The sequence below is a fragment of the Microbulbifer sp. ABH2_005 genome (assembly GCF_056160005.1).
The window spans coordinates 3654353-3673486 of the sequence record NZ_JBSWWI010000001.1; the positions used below are offsets into that span (position 1 = coordinate 3654353).

Sequence of the window (19134 nt, forward strand, 5' to 3'; positions counted from 1 at the left end):
TGATACCAGGAGTCATTCATGAAGTACAGGATAAAGGAGGATTCCACATTTCATCTGGCGATTGTGGTTCTTCTCTCTCTCATTGTCACAGCCTGCTCACATACAGTTCAGGTTGAAGGAAATTATCCAGCCCCTGTAGGCCATCAATTTCCTCTCTCTGTAGGAATCTACCTCAGCGAGGATTTCAAAAATTACACCTATCAAGAAGATAGTGAAGACCGTGAAGAGTGGAAAATAAACACTGGCAGAGCCCAGGAAAATTTATTTGAAACGGTTCTCGGCTCCATGTTTATTAACACTATTTCTCTATCTGAATACCCTAAGGATGTGCCCGCCAATGTAGAACTCGTCATAGTCCCGGAGGTTCGTGAACTCCAATTTACTATGCCTCGAGAGACCAGAGTTAATATTTTTGAGGTCTGGATCAAGTATGACATGAACGCCTATGACTCCCGGGGTAACCAGGTGGCCAGCTGGGTAATTACCGCTTACGGCAAGACACCGACAGCCTTTCTGCAGTCTCAGGAGCAAGCTTTAACTCAGGCGATCAATATCGCCCTGCGAGATGCAGGGGCAACTTTGTATACAGGTTTTGAGAAGGTACCAGAGCTACAGGCATTTCTTTCTGGCAAGGTCAGATCTGCCTCTTTACAGGAATTTAAAGTGAAGTCCCCACAGGCTGAATAGAGGATTTTATTGTGTTCAAGCCATTTATTGTTTTAACCCTGGTAATCCTCAGCGGCTGTACCACCGTAGTTATTGATGAGTACAGGCGCAGCGACGGTGAGCTTGCAGCTGGGGATTCCGTGGTGATACTAGGACGTCGTCATTCCAGCGATTATGAAACAGAACCTAACCTTATCGCCTGTGTCGGCAGGGAGCTACACAACCCAGAAATGGGGGTTAACATTATCCCCGAAAAAGAGTTTGTCGATATTATGTACCCTTGGTTCGAGCCCAGAACCGCACCAATGCATGTCCGTTCACTCGATCGTCTGATGGAGAATAAAGAAGTTCGGGAGCGCATGGAATCCTATGGGGTTAAATACATAGTCTGGATAGACGGTTCCACAGAAACCACTGCCAGTGCTGGTTCTATCAGCTGCACCATCAGTACCGGAGGGGCTGGCTGTTTTGGCTTCGGCACCTGGGACAAGGAATCCGATTATGAAGCAGCCGTGTGGGATTTTCGCGACCGGGAGCTCTCCGGAAAACTTAGCGCAGACGCCAAAGGTACATCCTATATGCCCGCTATCGTGATTCCCATCCCCTTGATCGCTCGAGTACAGAACAATGCCTGCAAAGGAATGGCCGTTCAACTACAGCAGTTCTTAATACCCGCAGTAAGAACAAGTTCATAATCAAACTATAAGCAGGGAGGCTGAGGTAATGCTGAATGTTTTTCGACTGTGTGTATCAATACTGGTTGCTGCATGTACAGCCTGTGCATTCAATCCAGCCACCAATCGCCCTGACCTGGTATTGATGTCAGAGGACAAGGAAATTTCTATTGGTAAGGAAATGCATGAAGAGCTGATAGAAAACACTCCCATTTACCAGGACCCCGTACTCACAGCCTATGTTAATCATGTAGGGCAAAAGGTGGCAGCAGCCAGCGACAGACCCGACCTCAAGTATCACTTTACCATTATCGACAGCCAGGATATCAATGCCTTTGCCTTGCCTGGAGGCTATGTCTATATCAATCGCGGTCTTCTCACCTACCTTCACTCAGAAGCAGAAATGGCAGCTGTTCTTGCACATGAGATTGGGCACATTACTGCGCGTCATGCCGTACGACAGAAGACTGCAGCCACCGGTGCCAGTGCCGCATCAGTTTTATCTGTGCTGGTTACCGGCAGTCGGGTTGTTGGCGATGCCGCCAACCTCTGGAGCACCGCCGCGGTAAAAGGTTATGGCAGGGAGATGGAATTAGAGGCTGACCGCTTCGGTGCTCAGTATATGTTCAAGGCCGGCTATGACCCCACAGCTATGATCAGTGTGCTCGGCATATTAAAAGACCAGGAAACCTTTGCCCGTAGACGCGCTCGTGTCGAGGGAAAGAAGCCGCAAACGTATCATGGCGTATTCTCCACTCATCCCAGGAACGATATTCGCCTACAGGAAGTGGTTAAGGCAGCGGGCACTCTTCCCGAAGAAAGCAAAGATGTAAAAGTAGCCTACTATCGCGAGAAAACCGATGGCCTAATTTATGGCGATAATGCCAGGCAGTCCAATAAAAACCGTTTTAATCACAAGCGTCTGGGGTTCTCGTTACTGTTTCCCGATGGCTGGACAGTAGATAATCAGCGCTCTTCCATTGTAGGCACAGCCCCAGACAAGTCAGCAACTATTACTATTAAGGTCGCTAAACGCGAGGGTAATCAACCCGCAGATATGGCCTTGAGGGAAGAGTATGATATACGCAAGCTGGAACAAAGTGAAAAACTGAATCAATATCGACTAGAGGGTTATACAGGAAAAGTCCCCTCAGTGGAAAAGGAAAATGTTGATCCGGATAGGGTTGCGATTATCTATTATGGAAGCCGGCAATTCATGCTGGAGGGTAAAATTACCGATTCATCATCCCATAAAAAGGATGATCTGGAACAATATGACACCTTGTTTTTAACCAGTATTCGCAGCTTTAGGCCCTTGCGAGAAACGGATATTGTAGAGAAGGATATCAGACGGCTGCGCTACGTTAAAGCCACAGAAAAAACCACTTTTTCCTCTTTGGCAAGGCATATGGAAATTGGAGAGTATGCAGAGGAGCAGCTGCGACTACTCAATGGTTATTATCCTCGCGGCGAACCTGAACCCGGTGAGTGGATTAAAATAATACAATAAGAAATACAGCTCAAACCTTACAATTGCCCTTGGCATTCATATCAATATTCTGTATATCTAGTTCAAATTGCACAAAGAATTAGATAACAATGTGCGAGAGGTCTATAACGGATCTACTATCCCTTTGTTGAGGTAACTTAATAATAAGGATGAGTATAGAGCATACTGTGCTCCAACCTCTTTGAGAAAGAGATACCATTATTGAGCATAAAAGGTAAGTAACTTCTTGCATCCAAGGCAGAATGTTATTTAGCTAGAAGCCCAAAAGAATAGACGAACCTGAGATTATCCCTTTTTCTATTTTCCATGGATTAATTATTGAAAGTAGGCATAACCATAATAATAGGAGCTTTAAATGAACGGCATGATGATGCAGTCTCAACTTACCCTCACCGGTATCATGCAACACGCCTTAAGCAATTCACCTAATAGTGAAATAGTCTCTGTTACTGCGGATAATCCACACTTCCGTTACACCTACAAAGAAGCTTTTAAACGCTCCGCCCAGCTTGCCCAGGCACTATCCCGACTGGGCGCCAAACGCGGCGATCGTATTGGTACTCTAGCCTGGAATGATCATCGCCACTTTGAACTTTACTACGCAACATCATGTAGCGGGCTTGTTTGCCACACCATTAATCCACGTTTATTCCCTGAACAAATTCACTACATTATCGAACATGCCGAGGACCGCTGGCTGTTTATTGATCCTATTTTTGTTACGCTCATTGAGAAACTTGCCGATAGGCTCACCAGTGTAGAGGGCTTTGTCGTCTTGACTGATAAAGCCCATATGCCCCAGAGCACTCTGGAAAATTACTTTTGTTATGAGGAACTCCTCCATAATCATTCCGATAATTTCCAGTGGCCGGAACTGAATGAGCAGAGTGCTGCCGCACTTTGCTATACCTCAGGCACAACGGGTAATCCTAAGGGTGTGCTCTACTCCCACCGCTCAATGACACTACACACTTACGGGGTACTAATGCCGGACGTGTTTGCCATTCGGCAAAATGAAGCCATCCTTCCCGTTGTTCCCATGTTTCATGTTAATGCCTGGTCTATCCCTTATGCGGCACCAGCAGTGGGTGCCAAGCTGGTACTACCCGGCCCCAAAATGGGTTGCGGCGAGACACTCAGTCGGTTTATGCAACAGGAGTCTGTCACTATTGCTGCAGGCGTGCCTACCGTTTGGTTGGCGCTACTCAAATACCTGCGCGAAACCGGAGAAACCATCCCCAGCCTTAACCGCGTGGTCGTCGGCGGTTCTGCCTGCCCCTGGAGCATTATGGAAGAATTTGAGGAGAAGCATGGTGTCTACACACACCATGCATGGGGTATGACAGAGATGAGCCCACTAGGCACTTACAATGCCCGAGTGGACAACAAATTGTCGGCCGGTGATGCCAAAGCTTTGCGCCTAAAACAGGGGCGCGCTGGCTTTGGCGTGGAAATGCGTATTGTCGATCCCCTAGGTAGCCCCCTGCCTCACGACGGTACTGCATTTGGCGCACTGCAGGTACGAGGTCCCTGGGTTTGCGAGCGCTACTATAAAGCGGAGGAGTCAGCCCTTACCGCCGATGGCTGGTTTGATACCGGAGACGTAGCCACTATAGATCCTGCTGGATATCTAACCATTACTGACCGCACCAAGGACGTGATCAAATCTGGTGGAGAATGGATTTCTTCCATAGAGCTGGAAAATTTTGCCATGACCCTCGATGGTGTCGCCGAGGCAGCTGTTATAGGGGTACCTCATGAAAAATGGGCCGAGCGACCTCTATTGATCGTAGTCCCAGAGACGGGTAAGGAACCCGAAGCTGAGAAAATTCTCAGCGCCTATCATGGACGTTTTGCGAAATGGTGGATTCCCGATGATTGCATCATCACCGCAGAAATTCCTCATACCGCTACGGGAAAAATCAGCAAAAAAGACTTGCGACAACAATTTTCCCAACACCTATGGTCCCAAGAGGTATCAGTATAAAGCTCCGGCATAACGCTCAGTATATTCGAACCCCCGACTAACCGGGCAGTCAGCCCGGTTAACTTCTTAAAACCTATGGCAATAACTAAATGCCCTGTGGTTCACACTCTATTGAGCTTCCTTAGCGCTGATATATCTCTGTCATATTCTTTTGCTAGAAAGCTTCCCACACTTATCTGGGATCTCTTGCAAATGTTCAAAAGAATTTTGTCTACTTTATTGATCATCGGTTCAGCCACTGCGAACATCACTTGTGCCGACAACAACGTCGGTGCTGTGAAGACCACTATGGTCATCGCACATCGAGGTGCATCGGCTTATTTACCAGAGCATACTCTCGAAGCGAAGGCCATGGCCTATGCCATGCGACCGGACTATATCGAGCAGGATTTGGTGCTTAGCAAAGATGATCACTTGATTGTGATGCATGATATCTATCTCGATAGTACAACCAATGTGGCGGAAGTATTTCCTGGGCGCGCCCGTGAAGATGGGCACTACTACACGATCGATTTCACTTTAGAGGAGCTAAAAGAACTCCAAGTTAGCGAAGTCTTTTCTATAGGTGAAGACGGCCCTCAGGCAAAATATCCACATCGTTTCCCTCTTTGGAAGTCCAGCTTCCAACTATCCACTTTCGAAGAAGAGTTGGAACTAATACAGGGCTTAAATAAATCCCTTGGCTACGATATCGGTATTTATCCTGAAATTAAAAAACCCTATTTTCACCACTGGGAAGGCAAAGATATCGCTGCAATTGCCCTACAAAAACTCAAGGAATACGGTTACAGCGACAAGCAACAAAAGGTTTTCTTACAAAGCTTCGATGCCGAGGAATTACAACGCATTAAGTTTGAATTAATGCCCGCAATGGGTATGGATCTTCCCCTAGTCCAGCTTATTGCGGCAACGAGTTGGGGAGAAAAACTGATTGAAATTAACGGCACCATCCAAAACTACGATTACGACTGGATGCTGGAGCGTGGCGGCTTACGTAAAATTGCCAGCTATGCCGATGGCATCGGCCCCTGGTATCCCATGTTGATGGAAGTTGAGAATGGTCAGCCAAGGGCAAACAATGTAGTTCGCCGGGCCCATCGCAGGGACCTTCAGGTTCACCCTTACACTTTCCGCGCCGACCCGGAAAAGCTGCCAGAGGAATTCAAAAGCTTTAACCAATTCCTCCACTTTGCCGCCTACCAACTGCGAGTGGATGGTATTTTCACTGACCAGCCCGATCAAGCTGTCAATTACCTTTCCCGTCCACACCATAGAAAAAGCGGATACTAAGCAACTAAAAAAATGGCCGCATAAGCGGCCATTTTCCTAATTAAACTTAGAGAAGTCTGCAGGACGCTTCTCCATAAAGGCGGTTGCCGCCTCTTTAAATTCCTCAGAAGTGAGACGATCCTGGAAATGGCGACCTTCCTCCTGAATAAACTCCAACCCCTTTTCTTGAGTCGCGCGACGCAATAGCTGCTTAGACAGGCGCACGGCAGCCGGTGCCTTAGCTGCTAGCTCAACAGCCACTTCACGAGCACGTACAATTGCCTGTTCAGGTTCAACTGCCTCATTACAGATACCAATATTGACCGCTTCTTGAGCGCTAAATTTTTTGCCTAACAGCAGCAACTCCGATGCCTTTGCGTGACCGGCAATACGGGGCAGCAGATAACTGGAACCATACTCAGGACAAAGCCCCAAGTTCACAAATGGCATCTGGAACATGGCATCATGACCGGCAAATGATAGGTCACAGTGCAACAGCATCGTGGTGCCGATCCCCACTGCCGGACCATTCACGGCAGCAACCACCGGCTTGGGAAAGTTATAGAGCGCACTCATAAACTGGAAGACCGGAGACTCCTCCCCTTCCGCGGAACCGCCGAGAAAATCTGCCAAATCGTTACCACTGGTAAAAATACCTTCAGCACCAGTGAGGATAACTACGCGGATATCAGTATTATTGACAGCACTATTGAGGAGCTCCGCCATGGCAGTGTACATCGCCATAGTCAGTGCATTTTTGCGCTCAGGGCGATTGATAGTTATTTCCAGGATACGCTCGTTGACCTGGGCCTGAATTTCCGCGCATGCGCTTTGCATAATGTTCTCCGGGTTCGAATCATTTGAGACTGATAGACAGCCGTTAGTGGCTAAAAAACAGAGCCGCGAGTAAACACAGAGCTCTTCATCGTTCTTCCGGGATACTAATAGGATTGATGCCTAAGCGTGCAACCGCGAAAACAGCTGATTACAGTCGATAGGCGTAAAATTGCGTTGCGGTCCACAAAGGGTAGCAACTTTCATCTTATTAGTTAGCACAAAAGGCTTGATATCCAGGTAAATAGCCGCGAGCCGCCTTTGACAGGCGATTCATATTAACCGCTGCACCCTCAGAGGCGAGTTCATAAACAACCACATTCGTTGACGGGAATAGCCCGGTAGAACATCGGCACCGGGCTATTCGCTTAGATTGCCGATTAAGGCTTTAGTGCGGAATCTCTACGCAGAGGCTGGCACATGCAGTGAACGCCGCCTCCCCCTGGAGTAATCATGGAAATATCTGGATCAATGACCTCCAGACCGTGGGCCCTGCACTTCTCGGCGAGGCCGGTATTGGCTTTGGGTAGCATCACTCGATCATTCCCCAGGGCCACCACATTGACTCCCAGCTCCAGCACTTGCGGGAAGGGAATATCGATAATCTCGATATTGCGGCTCTTGAACCACTGCACCAGCTCAGGTTCTACGGCATCGACACAGATAGCCGCAAGCTTTTCCGCCAACATCGCCACCAAAACATCGATATGTAGGAAGAAAGGATCAAACTGGTAGCCTTTCACTTCCCAGCCCTCCTTCTCTACCCAGCTCTTCATCTGTGCAAAACCCTGGGGACTGGTGCGTTCACCGGAATAGCCACACAGAATAACTCCCGGCTCCAGCACCATAAAATCGCCACCTTCCAAAGAGCCGGCGGTGATGACATCGTAAATAGGAATTTCCAGTTCAGCATACTTCTTGACGATGGGAGCCCACTCCCCCCGGCGCCATGGGCTAAACATTTGCGTGACAATTGGCCCCCAGGGGGTCATTACTGAAGAGTCACGCCCATAGATCTGGTAAGGCAGGCTGCTGTCTGCCGGAATCAGGTGGGTAGTCACTCCCGCATGGCGGTAGGCATCCAGCATTTCTTTGTGTTGCGCCTCAGCCACTTTGTGGTCGAACTGCATTCCCAAGCGCTCGGCGCGACGGGCACTGGCATTTCCTGTGCGCCAGCTGAAATTATCCACCGGACCGATTAGTACATCGCGCAATACACCGTACTCGGAGTCCATTCCCCAGTTAGTCAGTGGAGCAGTACCGCCGTTGTCCTTGCGGTACTTCAAGGTAAATTCACTCATGATCAATCCAAATCGGTTTATAGGACCACAGCCAGTCCTGCGGACTCGCCAGGCATTCTTATTTCATATTGATTAGCAGGGATAATCAGCCCACTTCGGCGCTATTTAACATGGCATGTAACAGGACGTTACAGCCGGCTTCCAGGTGTCCCGGTTCAGCCGACTCCGCCTCATTGTGTGAAAGCCCCCCGGCACAGGGCACGAAAATCATTGACACGGGTGCAACCCGAGAGACATAGACCGAGTCGTGCCCAGCTCCAGAAACCATCTTGCGATGACTGTAACCCAAGTTCTGCACTGCACTATCTACCGCCTCGACACAGCCTTTATCGAATGCCACAGGCGGTGAGTACCACTCTTCGCGTACATCAATGGCGGCACCACTGGCTTCCTGAACCTGCTCAGCTACCCGATAGAGGGTACGGTGCAAGTGCTCTAACCCTTCCGGTGTCGGATGACGTAAATCCAGCGCAAGAACGACTTTTTCCGGCACTGTGTTGCGGCTGCCTGGCGCTGCACGCAAATCACCACAGGTAATTCTGGCATCTGTAGAGTAAGCCCTCACTTCTCCGTAAAGCTTCTCACACAGCCACGCCATGGCCTGCACAGGATCGCGACGATCTTCCATTGGGGTGGGTCCCGCGTGACAGGGAGTTCCAAAGAAGGTGACATCGTACCAACGAATCCCCTGCACCCCGGTGACGACACCAATCACCTGATCCTGCTTTTCTAAAATTGGCCCTTGCTCAATATGTGCCTCAAAGGCGGCCTTAATCGGTGTCGGCTGGACAGGTTCGGGTCCCAAGTATCCGATGCGTTCCAGTTCCTGGCCGATTGTGACCCCGGACTTATCCATGCGGCTGTGGCCATAATCGAGGCTGAACTCTCCAGCCCAAACTCCAGATCCCACCATAGCGGGGGAGAAGCGAGCCCCTTCTTCGTTAGTCCAGACCACCACCTCCAGGGGGGCCTTGGTTTGGACCCCGCGCTCCTCAAGGGTGCGCAACACTTCGAGACCGGCCAATACACCGTACACACCATCAAACTTTCCACCGGTGGGCTGGGTATCCAGATGTGACCCTGTAATTACCGCGGGCAGGTTATTGTCGGTGCCAGGACGCCGGGCAAAGATATTACCCATGCGATCCACACGAATTTCACAGCCGATTTCCCGGCACCAGCGTACGAACAGGTCGCGCCCTTTGCGATCCTCATCGGTCAGTGCCTGCCGGTTACAACCACCAGCTGGGGTTGCACCGATTTCAGCCATTTGCATAAGACTTTGCCAGAGACGCGCGCCGTCGATACGCATTTGTTGTGCGGGGTTTTCCATTCAAAGAACTCCGGGCCTAATATTGAGGATCATACTAATCGCTTTGCCAAAACTTATGTTTTGATCCGGGCAGATTAAAGAGAGCATTATTTCGCCGCTGATCAAAACTCGACCAGGAATACGCCCAAATGACTCTCACCTATAGCTCATACTTGAAAATTGACGAGCTGCTTGAGTGCCAGAAACCCCTTTCCGATGGCCCTGAACACGATGAACTTCTATTTATTGTGATACACCAGAGCTACGAGCTGTGGTTTAAGCAGATGTTACATGAACTGGACTTTCTGGTGCGGCTCTTCAATAACGGCGAACGCAACCGCGCACTACACACCCTAAAACGTGTAGATACGATCTATCGCACGCTGATCCAACAAGTGGACATCCTTGAGACCCTGACACCATTGGAATTCTTATCATTCCGCAACCGCCTATCAACCGCCAGTGGTTTTCAGTCGTTTCAGTTCCGCGAGCTGGAATTCCTCTACGGGTCCAAAGATCCAAAAAAACTGGAGAATTATGAGCCCGGCTCGGACCACTACCAGCGCCTAATGAAGCGGTTGGAAGCTCCAACCTTGTGGGATGCATTCCTGAGATTCCTGGTTCACGAAGGTCACCCGGTACCTGCACAAGAATTAAACCGGGACTTTTGCCAAGTTGCCGAGCCGTCTCCAGCAATACAAAAAGTTCTCATCGATATCTATCGCAATGACCCCCTGCTGAGTGAAATCTGCGAGGCCCTGGTCGATATCGACTCTTCTTTACAACAATGGCGCTATCGACATGTAAAAATGGTAGAGCGGACGATTGGCAGCAAGATGGGCACAGGGGGTTCCAGCGGTGTTGGATATCTGAAGAACACTCTATTCAAAGCGGTATTTCCCGATCTCTGGGCCATTCGCGCTGAACTCTAACGGTCAAAGGCTACACATTCCCTGTTGAAAGACTCGTTTTTTGACTTTCAACAAATAGAGACAGGCATAAAAAAAGCCAGCAACTTGCTGGCTTTTTACTCTTCTGCAGAAGCAGACTGACTTCTCGCTGAATTACTTCTCGAAGGGCACCAGAGATACCTGGATTCCCGGGCTCACTTCCTTGGCAGCATCTGCGATCTGTACATAGGTGTCAGCACTGGATTTGTTGTGCGCACGTACAATCACAATGGCTTGAGGATTCTCGGCATACAGCTGCGCGATACGAGCGCGAACAGCGCGGCTATCGATGCGGCTACCACTTAAAGTGATCTCGTCGTTGGCGTTCACAACCAGCAGGATATTTTGCTTGTCTGGATCAGGCGGATTGTCCTGGGTCTGATTTGGATCAGGCACATTTACGTCCAACGCTTTCTCTTTTACAAAGGACGCCGTTACGATAAAGAAGATGAGCATGATGAACACTACGTCCAGCATGGGCGTCAGGTCGATATCCGCCTTTTCTTCTTCTACGGCCTTTCCGCGTCGTCTACTCATAAAACACCGTGCTGTTATCAAATACCAAGGGTGCCGGTTTAACCGGTCTCATCTGGTGGGCAAGATTGCCGCGAATCGCCGGGCATTGCAAGTACAACCTATAACCCAAGGAAATAACTCTTACAAATCAATGAGTTATAGAAAAGCCTCAAGCGATTAGGTCAATTTTTGATCGAAAAATCCGACTAGCGCTGCTCCAGATAACGCTGATAATCGGGTACTTCACGGTCAAATTCACAGTCCATCAGGGCCGATTGGATGATCATATCGGCACTACTCGAGTTACAGGCCACAGGAATATTCCAGGCCGCCGCAATCCGCAGCAGTGCCTTTACGTCTGGATCATGGGGCATGGGCTCAAAGGGGTCCCAGAAGAAGACCAGCAGGTCTACTACCCCTTCACTGATACGGGCTCCCAATTGCTGATCGCCACCCAAGGGGCCGCTCAGGAGCTTTTCCACTTTAAGGCCAGTAGCTTCCTCTATCTTTCCGCCCGTTGTGCCAGTGGCCAGAAGGCTGTGCTTTTCCAGTAGGGAGCGGTGTCGAAGGCACCATTGAATCATAGCCCCCTTGCGATTGTCATGGGCAACCAGAGCAATGCGTTTACTCGCAGGTAGCGCCTTAGAGATAAATTCCATGAGGACCTCAACAAAATATAACGCTTCTATATTATCCCAATCACACGGAAGTTGTTCTCTTCCTCCCGATCCAACGGTGTATTACGGAATTGCTTTCAACAGAAATAGGTTCACCCCGGTATAATATTCAAAACCTCGTACCTAAATAAGGAGAGAATATGAGCGTAGGAGCCTGGGAGCCACAGGTGAGTGGCCAGCAAGAAGAAAACCATTGGGAATTCGACCGGGATCAATTGCAGAGGCTTATCAGTGTTGCCACCTCTGATAACAGCCTAAGCGATAAACTAAATGAGGAAGACCTAAGAGCATCACAGCTTATTCGCCTGCCTGCTCAACAATGGTTAGAGGAAAGCCAACATTGGAATAACGAGCAGCTGTGGCAGCTCATACGCTTCTTTACTCTCGCAGAAATGGAATTGACTGGATGGGATGCAGGAGCAGAGTCCGCTGTGATTCCCCTGGCAAAAGAGTTACGCAATCGCAAAGCTCCACTACAAAAAGAGCAACTGCTCTGGATTCGCCAACACTCCAATAACCGCTACCTTCCTTACGGACCGCTATAACCGATTTAAGACAATAGCCATTCTTAATGACACGGTGATAGAGCCACTAAGCTATCCTCTATCACCTAGTCTTCTCTACAAAGTGATCGACGTCTTAAAAAGAATCACCCGGCCTCTCTAATACAGTTCAGAAACCTTGAAACATTCCAGCCTGTATCCCGTGATCCCTGTCACTGACAAAGTCCATTTCAAGACAATAACAGGCTAACTAAGTATTGCCAGGGCAAGGTTAAAGTTGTTTTCAGGAAAGAACATTGCGAAGCCCAATTGGAGAGCCCGCCTTTACCATTATTAAGACAAGGGCCTTTAACGGGCAAGATAGGGTTAAGAAGGAGATAGGCTGTCACTAGATAACAAAGAATTCCCTTTCAATATGCCTATTCAGCAAGTTACAAATTTCAAAATCTTTGAAATCTTATAACTCAGCGAATACCCACTAACTTTTTGCTATTGCATTCGTGGCCCAGTTAACTCCAGCCATGAAAAGGTGATACTAGTTGCACTTATTTCACAAAGATCCCTCCTCGAATCTCTGGCAAAAGCAAATCGACTGCTGACACCAATGGGAAAATTCTTCGTAGATATTGAACTCAATCCAGGCAATATCCCTATAAACACAAAGGCTATATCAATAATCAAAGATGGGTGTGTACATTCAGGAAAGTGCCTAAAACTAAAAAGGGGAAGGAACACATTGCGCTCGGCACCGTATGAGGCATGGATACCGATTACGAGCTCACAAGGATATATTCACAGTGCGCCTCGCGTGCAGTGCATTCTTTCCTGATACCCAAATAGCGACTCCCCTCTTCTAGTGGGCTTTTAGGCTTTAAAGGTAAAGTGTGGATCACTGTATATATTAGCCGCCGGCGAAAGCAGTACTGTAATCACAGCTACTCTCAAGGCCCATCTATGCAAGTTTCCACAGGGAGCCATGCCCCTCCATAGGGTTTCTTACAGGAACTGGATACCTCTACTAAGCCACACATGGCCTGTGACTTAATCAGGGAAGCACAAGTTTCATGAGTTGACTCAGTGTTTCTTTAACTGCAAGGCCAATGAGCAAACCGAGCATCGAGCGTTTTTATTCAACAACTCTAGGATGGGAACTCTTACCCCCTGAACAAGCCGGTAAAGATCCTCTGTTACAGACAGCAGATACTAAGAATTCACCGATTACAGTCCGTTAAGTTTTGTTAACCAGATACTCCACCTATACACAACTTCTCCAGCCAGAGTTTGAGTCGCGTCAGACCTGCAAATACATATAGGTTTTATCTCCTTAGCAAAAAACGGAAGCCGCCGACAATCCATAGGAAATTACTCAACTATTCACTTGCGGTTACTCATTTTGCTTAATGCTTTGAAAGAAAAACAAAACCATCCCCGGCTATGTAAATTTTACTCATTCACCTCTGAAAACTCTCCTTTTAGGCCCTGAAGTTGAAAATATATAAAAAAATCCAATTTTTTTTATAGGAAATAGCAAAATTCCTTATAAAACACTTGCATTTAGGTATACAAATAAGCTGCAATTAGCGCCGCTCTCTTGGGGGGACTCACTATCAATTGTTTTCTGCCGAAAACAGACGTCTTCGGCAGTGCAAATCACTGTGAAGATGGCTGAGAATAATTGATAGGAATGCCCCCATTTAACAAAACAATACTTTTGCAGGGAAATTTAAATGGCTACTAAAAAAGCACCCGCAGTCGCCACTGGCGATATTGCACAATTGGAAGCAGAACTGCGCTCTCTTACCACCAAACTGGAAAGCGCCCGTCTCAAACAAGAGAAGGACCTGACTGCTCAAGTGGAAAAGTTGGCAAACAGTGCCAAGAAAGCCGCAGAGAAAGCGAAAGCTACTCAAGAAAAAGTTGCCGCTGTTCGCGCCAAGAAGAAAACTCCAGCACAACAAAACCAGCTGAAGAAAGCTCGCGATGCTGCCGCAGCAGCTAAAACAGCCGCTGCAGAGGCCAAAACTGCTGCTGCAAATGCTAAAGAAGAGCTGGCCAACATCAAAGCGGCAAACAAGCTTGCCGCTAAAGTAGCCAAAGTTGTCGCTAAAGAAGAAGCCGCGATTGCCAAGAAGCTGGCTGCTGAAGAGAAGAAGAAGGCTGCTGCAGAAGCCAAAAAAGCTGCAGCTGCTGCCAAGAAAACAACTGCTGCAAAGAAAAAGCCCGGCCGCCCAGCCAAAGCTGATACCGCTAAGAAAAAGCCTGGCCGTCCGCCAAAGGCCACTAGCACTGAAGAGCCGAAGAAAAAGCCAGGTCGCCCCAAGAAAACCGAAGAAGCTAAAAAGCCCGGTCGTCCAGCCAAAAGCGAAGCCGCCAAGAAAAAGCCTGGCCGTCCAAAGAAAACTGAAACCGAAGCAGCAACAACTGAAGCTGCTCCTGTAAAACGCGGTCGCGGCCGCCCGCCAAAGGCAGAAACTGCGAAAAAGAAGCCCGGTCGCCCGGCCAAAAGCGAAGCAGCCAAGAAAAAGCCAGGGCGCCCCAAAAAAGTTGACGCCGCAACCCCAGCTGCAACTGAAGCTGCTCCTGTAAAGCGTGGTCGCGGTCGCCCACCCAAGGCTAAGTAAGTCACTTAGCCGATTCAGTTGGGGCTACGGCTCCAACTGAATAGACCCCGGCAATTCCGGGGTCTGCACTTCAGCTCTTTTCGCTCTCAGTAGCAAGCCTGACCCCTCGTATACAGTGGTCTTCTCCCAAAAACAAAACACAATCAGCCCAGTTGGGCATGTCACTAATAAGATTTCTTGTTATCCGCTCGTAGTGCTCAATAAAGCGATCCAACTCAGAATCTTGCATACCCACGCCAGTGCGCTCACGCAATCTTTGTTCCTGCAGTTTACGCCACACAGCTATTGACTCCATTCCTGGCGCACACAGCATCACCATAGTATCTACGCGCTTAAACAGCTCCATATAAGACCCTTGCAGCTGCTGATTGATAAAGTTTCTCCAGAGGCCGGAAGCATCCTCGGTCCTTTCCAGTGTGTTAATAGGCTGCGGTGGGGTTTCCGATGCCCTAGCGCCAAGACACCAACCCTCAAATAAGACAATATCCACCCTACCCTTATGCACCGGCCACCCAGAACGAGGAACCCTATCATCTTTGGATTTGTCAAAACGCGGCAGGGGTATTTGGGATTGCTCTTGAGCGCTACGAAGGGCATCCAAAGTTTCTATTCCCAATTGAACATCGTGAGTACCCGGTACACCGCGGGTGCATAGGAGCGGGTGAACCTCTTGTGAGAGCTGATAACGTTGTGAGCGGGTCAGGTAAATATCATCCATCGAGAAAGTACAGCTGTTGAGGCCCAGCCTCGTTAGAACCTGGCAAATAAAATCCGACAACGTTGACTTGCCGGTGCCCTGGCCACCACTGATCCCCACAACCAGGGTTTGCCCAACACGGTGTCGCTGAGCCAGCCACAATACCAATGGCAGGTAATAGGCCTCAATCTCCCGGAAGAACTCCGAGGGAAGCCGATGCTGCTGAATAAAACTGTCAATTTCTTCTCTCAAGCTTTCCCCGGCTAACTTGCGGCTAAGCTTGGTAATCTCTTCCGGCCAGTGTGTAAGCATTTCTGTTCCTAACTTCTGCTCAAACTGTTTCCCAATATTTTCTCCGGCTTTTGCCCCAACTATTAGTCAAATCCTTTAATCACAATAAAGAAACGGGGGCATTAGCCCCCGTAAGTAGTGATCACAAAAATAGTCTAACCAAGAGCTAGCCTAGCTCAACTGAGGACTAGGGACCTTTTTCCTGGAAAATTTATCGCGTAAATGCCCTGGCAAAACCAGTAACACCGGAGTCACCAGTAACGTCAGCAATGTGGAGAAAGACAGTCCATAGACGATGGCACTAGCCAGCTTGACCCAAAAGGAAGCAATAACACCATCCACCACAACGTTTCTTCCCACCATATCGACGCTCACCCCAAGCGCTAACGGCAACAAACCGAGAATCGTAGTCGCAGTAGTGAGAAATACCGGACGCAACCTTTGTGTAGAAGCCTTGAGAGCCGCTTCTGCGGGGCTGAGTCCAGGCTCACTCTTACGCACAAAGTTATAGGTATCGATCAATACAATATTGTTGTTAACCACAATTCCTGCGAGAGCAACGATCCCTACTCCAGTCATGATGACACTGAATGTGCTCTGGCTAAGTAACAATCCCAACATCACCCCTATCGTCGACATAATCACTGAAGACAAAATCAACAACGACTGATAAAAGCTGTTGAACTGGGTTACTAGCAGGATAAACATCAAAAACAGTGAAAGCAGAAAAGCCACACCTAAAAACTGGAAGGACTCATTCTGCTCTTCATCCGCACCGCGAAAGAGTAACTCCACACTGGGATCCACGGGATTCTGCTCAAGCCAGGCCCGGATTTCTTTCACCTTGTCATCCGGTAATACGCCGTCCTGGGCATCGGCTTTTACCTGCATGCGGGTAATACCATCAATCCTTTCAATCTTGTCCACTTTCGGCATGGCCACCGTCCGTACAAAACTACTGATTGGCACTGTACCGCGTGGAGTATTTACTTTTAGTTGATCCAGGGCGGCTATACCGCGAGCACTCTGCGGATAACGAATGCGGATATCCACCTCTTCATCGGTGTCATCGGGGCGGTACTCCGCCACGCGTACACCGTTGGTCACCAACTGAACCGCTCGCCCCACCTCAGTTAAATCAGCTCCATACAGGGAAGCCTTGGCACGGTCTACCCGCACCTCCCACTGGATACCCGGCAGTGGTGCGGTATTCACAACATCCCGCAAACCACCGAAGTCATCCTCCATCGCCCGGTGCAGACGCCAAGTTTCCGCCAACAATTTTTCGTAATCCTGCCCACGTAACTCCAGCACAATATCCTTGCCGACTGGCGGGCCCCCTTCCATTACATTGGCCGTGACCTTGATCCCGGCAAAATCTGCTGTACGCACACGGATATCTTCGAAAATATCGCGGCTGCGCCGCTCGCGCTCTTCCGCAGGTAGTAGTTCCACCAACATATTGGCAATCTGGTCCGGTGCGCGATCGGAGTTGCCTGAAATCCCACCGGAGCCGATCGTCGTATGTGCAATCCGTACTTCGGGAATGCTAAGCACTGCTTTTTCCACCTGGGCAACCAATACTTTCTTCTCAGCCATGGAGAGGTTGCCCTGAGCCCGGATCTCAACGTTGCCGTACTGCTCCTCGGTCTCGGTGAAAAATTCGACCCCGGCGCCGAAACGGCCAAAAGCGATAAAAATAGAAACCAGGAGAACAATCGTAGTGGCGAAGGCCATTGCCGGGCTGCGCAGAACAAAAGCCAAGAAGCGGGCATAGAAACCAGTAATTCCCGGCAAATGCGCGGGCTGCCCCTCTTCTAGCTGCTTTAAATAATTGCGCGTGGAACTGGCCAAATTACTTTTGCCAAACAAAGCGCCCAGCACCGGAGCAAAAAACAGTGCGTAGAGTAGCGACCCTGCTAATACCGCAAAGACGGTGACCGGTAGGTAACGCATGAACTCTCCGACTACCCCCGGCCAAAGCATAATCGGTAGGAAAGCGGCGAGCGTGGTTGCGGTGGAGGCTACCACCGGCCAAAACATACGGCTGACCGAAGCGATATAAGCGTTTCGTGCGCTCATACCTTCAGCCATTTTGCGATCGGCAAACTCGGTAATAACGATGGAGCCATCGATCAGCATGCCGAGAGCCAGCAACATGCCAAACATCACCATAAAATTGAAGGAATAACCCAGATACCATGTGACGATAGAGCCAAATAGTAAAGAAAACGGCACCCCCAGGCCCACCAAAATGCCAGAGCGGAATCCCAAGGCGGCCACCACGATAATCATCACCAGCAGCATCGCGGTAAGAATATTGCCCTGCATCTCGCTGACCATATCCCGCGCAAAGTTGGACTGGTCAAAAACAAACTCGACTTTTACGCCCTGGGGCAATGCTCCCAACTCCTCTTGCACCACCGATCTGACCCGGTCGGCCACATTAACGGAGCTGGCGTCATTGCGTTTCTCTACATTAATAGCGAGTCCTGGCCGACCATTGATACTGGTATAACTCACAGCGTCCTTAAAGGTGCGGCGAATATCGGTGACGTCACCGAGGGTAACCACACCATCCGCAGAGTTCTTTAGTGGGATTTCATAGACATCCTGTGCGCTCTCAATAAGGCCAGGAACCTTGACAGAAAAACGTCCGCGATCCGTATCCAGTTCCCCTGCGGGAATCAGCAGGTTATTACCCAGTACCGCATTAATCAGTTCCGCACTGGTCACTTGGTAGTGTTCCAGACGCACCGGGTCGATTGTTGCCTCGACCACCTCTTCGCGATTACCGTGTAGATCTGCACTCAAGACATCGCTGATATTTTCTATTTTGCGCTTAAGCAGCTGGGCACTGCTGAGCAGTACCCGCTCACTGACTTTTTCCCCGGAGAGGGTAACCACAATTGTGGGGAAGGGTTGTGCCGATGCCTCCTCAACGGTGGGCTCCTCCGCATCCCTGGGCAGTTCTGCACGAGCTCGCTCCACCGCATTGCGGATATCATCCACTGCATCATCCACATCAATTGCGGAGTCAAATTCGACCACGATATAGGCCAGGGACTCGCGGGCGACCGCAATCACCTCGACAACGCCTTCGACAGCACGAATTTCCTGCTCCAGAGGGCGCACCAAAAGGCGTACACCATCCTCGGGTGATATACCCTCATGGGTAACCTGAACCATGACAAATGGCGGGTTCACTTCAGGGCTAGACTCAATTGTCATAGCGCCGCGAGCCACCAGCCCCACAAGGACAATCAACAGCATCAGGCAAATAGCGCTGCGATTACGCTCAATCGCGCTCTCTAATAATTTCATCG

At 49.4% G+C, this 19134-nt stretch carries 15 protein-coding genes; 8 read left to right on the forward strand and 7 right to left on the reverse strand.

The features are described from left to right. The first annotated feature begins 18 nt into the window (after positions 1–18). The 5 genes from ACXAFI_RS15845 to glpQ all read left to right on the forward strand — a co-directional run bounded on the left by ACXAFI_RS15845 (position 19) and on the right by glpQ (position 6127). On the forward strand, positions 19–687 hold the full coding sequence (locus tag ACXAFI_RS15845) for a hypothetical protein (protein ID WP_444921037.1): 669 nt from the start codon (positions 19–21) through the stop codon (positions 685–687). Between the two features lie 11 nt (positions 688–698). Further along, entirely contained in the window at positions 699–1361 is a 663-nt protein-coding gene (locus ACXAFI_RS15850) for a hypothetical protein (protein ID WP_152451434.1), read from the forward strand. Positions 1362–1389: 28 nt separating this feature from the next. Then, positions 1390–2850, forward strand: coding sequence for a M48 family metalloprotease (locus ACXAFI_RS15855; protein WP_475109575.1), 1461 nt, complete (start codon positions 1390–1392; stop codon positions 2848–2850). Positions 2851–3205: 355 nt separating this feature from the next. Beyond that, positions 3206–4837 carry a long-chain fatty acid--CoA ligase gene (locus tag ACXAFI_RS15860; RefSeq protein ID WP_475109576.1) on the forward strand — a complete coding sequence of 544 codons (1632 nt, stop codon included), beginning with the start codon at positions 3206–3208 and terminating at the stop codon, positions 4835–4837. A gap of 192 nt (positions 4838–5029) precedes the next feature. After that, positions 5030–6127: a glycerophosphodiester phosphodiesterase gene (gene glpQ, locus ACXAFI_RS15865; RefSeq protein ID WP_475109577.1), complete on the forward strand. Its 1098-nt coding sequence runs from the start codon at positions 5030–5032 to the stop codon at positions 6125–6127. Positions 6128–6163: 36 nt separating this feature from the next. On the opposite strand, the gene ACXAFI_RS15870 is transcribed toward glpQ, so the two are convergent. The 3 genes from ACXAFI_RS15870 to ACXAFI_RS15880 form a co-directional block, all read right to left on the reverse strand. After that, the gene (locus ACXAFI_RS15870) at positions 6164–6943 is read right to left on the reverse strand and encodes an enoyl-CoA hydratase (RefSeq protein WP_444921033.1); all 780 of its coding nucleotides are present in this window, start codon (positions 6941–6943) and stop codon (positions 6164–6166) included. Positions 6944–7320: 377 nt separating this feature from the next. Next, positions 7321–8241, reverse strand: coding sequence for a dimethylarginine dimethylaminohydrolase family protein (locus ACXAFI_RS15875; protein ID WP_475109578.1), 921 nt, complete (start codon positions 8239–8241; stop codon positions 7321–7323). Positions 8242–8326: 85 nt separating this feature from the next. Further along, positions 8327–9574, reverse strand: coding sequence for an allantoate amidohydrolase (locus ACXAFI_RS15880; RefSeq protein WP_475109579.1), 1248 nt, complete (start codon positions 9572–9574; stop codon positions 8327–8329). A gap of 128 nt (positions 9575–9702) precedes the next feature. Here ACXAFI_RS15880 and ACXAFI_RS15885 point away from each other — a divergent pair, with 128 nt between their 5' ends. After that, positions 9703–10485 carry a tryptophan 2,3-dioxygenase gene (locus ACXAFI_RS15885; protein ID WP_475109580.1) on the forward strand — a complete coding sequence of 261 codons (783 nt, stop codon included), beginning with the start codon at positions 9703–9705 and terminating at the stop codon, positions 10483–10485. 132 nt (positions 10486–10617) lie between these two features. On the opposite strand, the gene ACXAFI_RS15890 is transcribed toward ACXAFI_RS15885, so the two are convergent. Continuing rightward, positions 10618–11040, reverse strand: coding sequence for an ExbD/TolR family protein (locus ACXAFI_RS15890; protein WP_475109581.1), 423 nt, complete (start codon positions 11038–11040; stop codon positions 10618–10620). 185 nt (positions 11041–11225) lie between these two features. Beyond that, entirely contained in the window at positions 11226–11678 is a 453-nt protein-coding gene (locus tag ACXAFI_RS15895) for a methylglyoxal synthase (protein ID WP_444921029.1), read from the reverse strand. A 158-nt stretch (positions 11679–11836) separates the two neighbouring features. Here ACXAFI_RS15895 and ACXAFI_RS15900 point away from each other — a divergent pair, with 158 nt between their 5' ends. Then, positions 11837–12241: a hypothetical protein gene (locus ACXAFI_RS15900; RefSeq protein ID WP_475109582.1), complete on the forward strand. Its 405-nt coding sequence runs from the start codon at positions 11837–11839 to the stop codon at positions 12239–12241. Between the two features lie 1685 nt (positions 12242–13926). Then, positions 13927–14820, forward strand: coding sequence for a hypothetical protein (locus ACXAFI_RS15905; protein ID WP_475109583.1), 894 nt, complete (start codon positions 13927–13929; stop codon positions 14818–14820). 70 nt (positions 14821–14890) lie between these two features. On the opposite strand, the gene ACXAFI_RS15910 is transcribed toward ACXAFI_RS15905, so the two are convergent. Both ACXAFI_RS15910 and ACXAFI_RS15915 read right to left on the reverse strand, forming a co-directional pair. Beyond that, complete coding sequence (locus tag ACXAFI_RS15910) at positions 14891–15829, reverse strand: phosphoribulokinase (RefSeq protein ID WP_475109584.1); 939 nt, start codon at positions 15827–15829, stop codon at positions 14891–14893. Between the two features lie 150 nt (positions 15830–15979). Next, a complete protein-coding gene (locus ACXAFI_RS15915; RefSeq protein ID WP_475109585.1) occupies positions 15980–19132 on the reverse strand; it encodes an efflux RND transporter permease subunit in 3153 nt (1050 codons plus the stop codon). Positions 19133–19134 lie beyond the last annotated feature (2 nt).

Excerpts from the sequence above, each read along its gene's own strand:
- ACXAFI_RS15845 (WP_444921037.1), top strand. The coding sequence starts at position 19 with ATGAAGTACAGGATAAAGGAGGATTCCACATTTCATCTGGCGATTGTG.
- ACXAFI_RS15855 (WP_475109575.1), top strand. The coding sequence starts at position 1,390 with ATGCTGAATGTTTTTCGACTGTGTGTATCAATACTGGTTGCTGCATGT.
- ACXAFI_RS15860 (WP_475109576.1), top strand. The coding sequence starts at position 3,206 with ATGAACGGCATGATGATGCAGTCTCAACTTACCCTCACCGGTATCATG.
- glpQ (WP_475109577.1), top strand. The coding sequence starts at position 5,030 with ATGTTCAAAAGAATTTTGTCTACTTTATTGATCATCGGTTCAGCCACT.
- ACXAFI_RS15870 (WP_444921033.1), bottom strand. The coding sequence starts at position 6,943 with ATGCAAAGCGCATGCGCGGAAATTCAGGCCCAGGTCAACGAGCGTATC.
- ACXAFI_RS15875 (WP_475109578.1), bottom strand. The coding sequence starts at position 8,241 with ATGAGTGAATTTACCTTGAAGTACCGCAAGGACAACGGCGGTACTGCT.
- ACXAFI_RS15880 (WP_475109579.1), bottom strand. The coding sequence starts at position 9,574 with ATGGAAAACCCCGCACAACAAATGCGTATCGACGGCGCGCGTCTCTGG.
- ACXAFI_RS15885 (WP_475109580.1), top strand. The coding sequence starts at position 9,703 with ATGACTCTCACCTATAGCTCATACTTGAAAATTGACGAGCTGCTTGAG.
- ACXAFI_RS15890 (WP_475109581.1), bottom strand. The coding sequence starts at position 11,040 with ATGAGTAGACGACGCGGAAAGGCCGTAGAAGAAGAAAAGGCGGATATC.
- ACXAFI_RS15895 (WP_444921029.1), bottom strand. The coding sequence starts at position 11,678 with ATGGAATTTATCTCTAAGGCGCTACCTGCGAGTAAACGCATTGCTCTG.
- ACXAFI_RS15900 (WP_475109582.1), top strand. The coding sequence starts at position 11,837 with ATGAGCGTAGGAGCCTGGGAGCCACAGGTGAGTGGCCAGCAAGAAGAA.
- ACXAFI_RS15905 (WP_475109583.1), top strand. The coding sequence starts at position 13,927 with ATGGCTACTAAAAAAGCACCCGCAGTCGCCACTGGCGATATTGCACAA.
- ACXAFI_RS15910 (WP_475109584.1), bottom strand. The coding sequence starts at position 15,829 with ATGCTTACACACTGGCCGGAAGAGATTACCAAGCTTAGCCGCAAGTTA.
- ACXAFI_RS15915 (WP_475109585.1), bottom strand. The coding sequence starts at position 19,132 with ATGAAATTATTAGAGAGCGCGATTGAGCGTAATCGCAGCGCTATTTGC.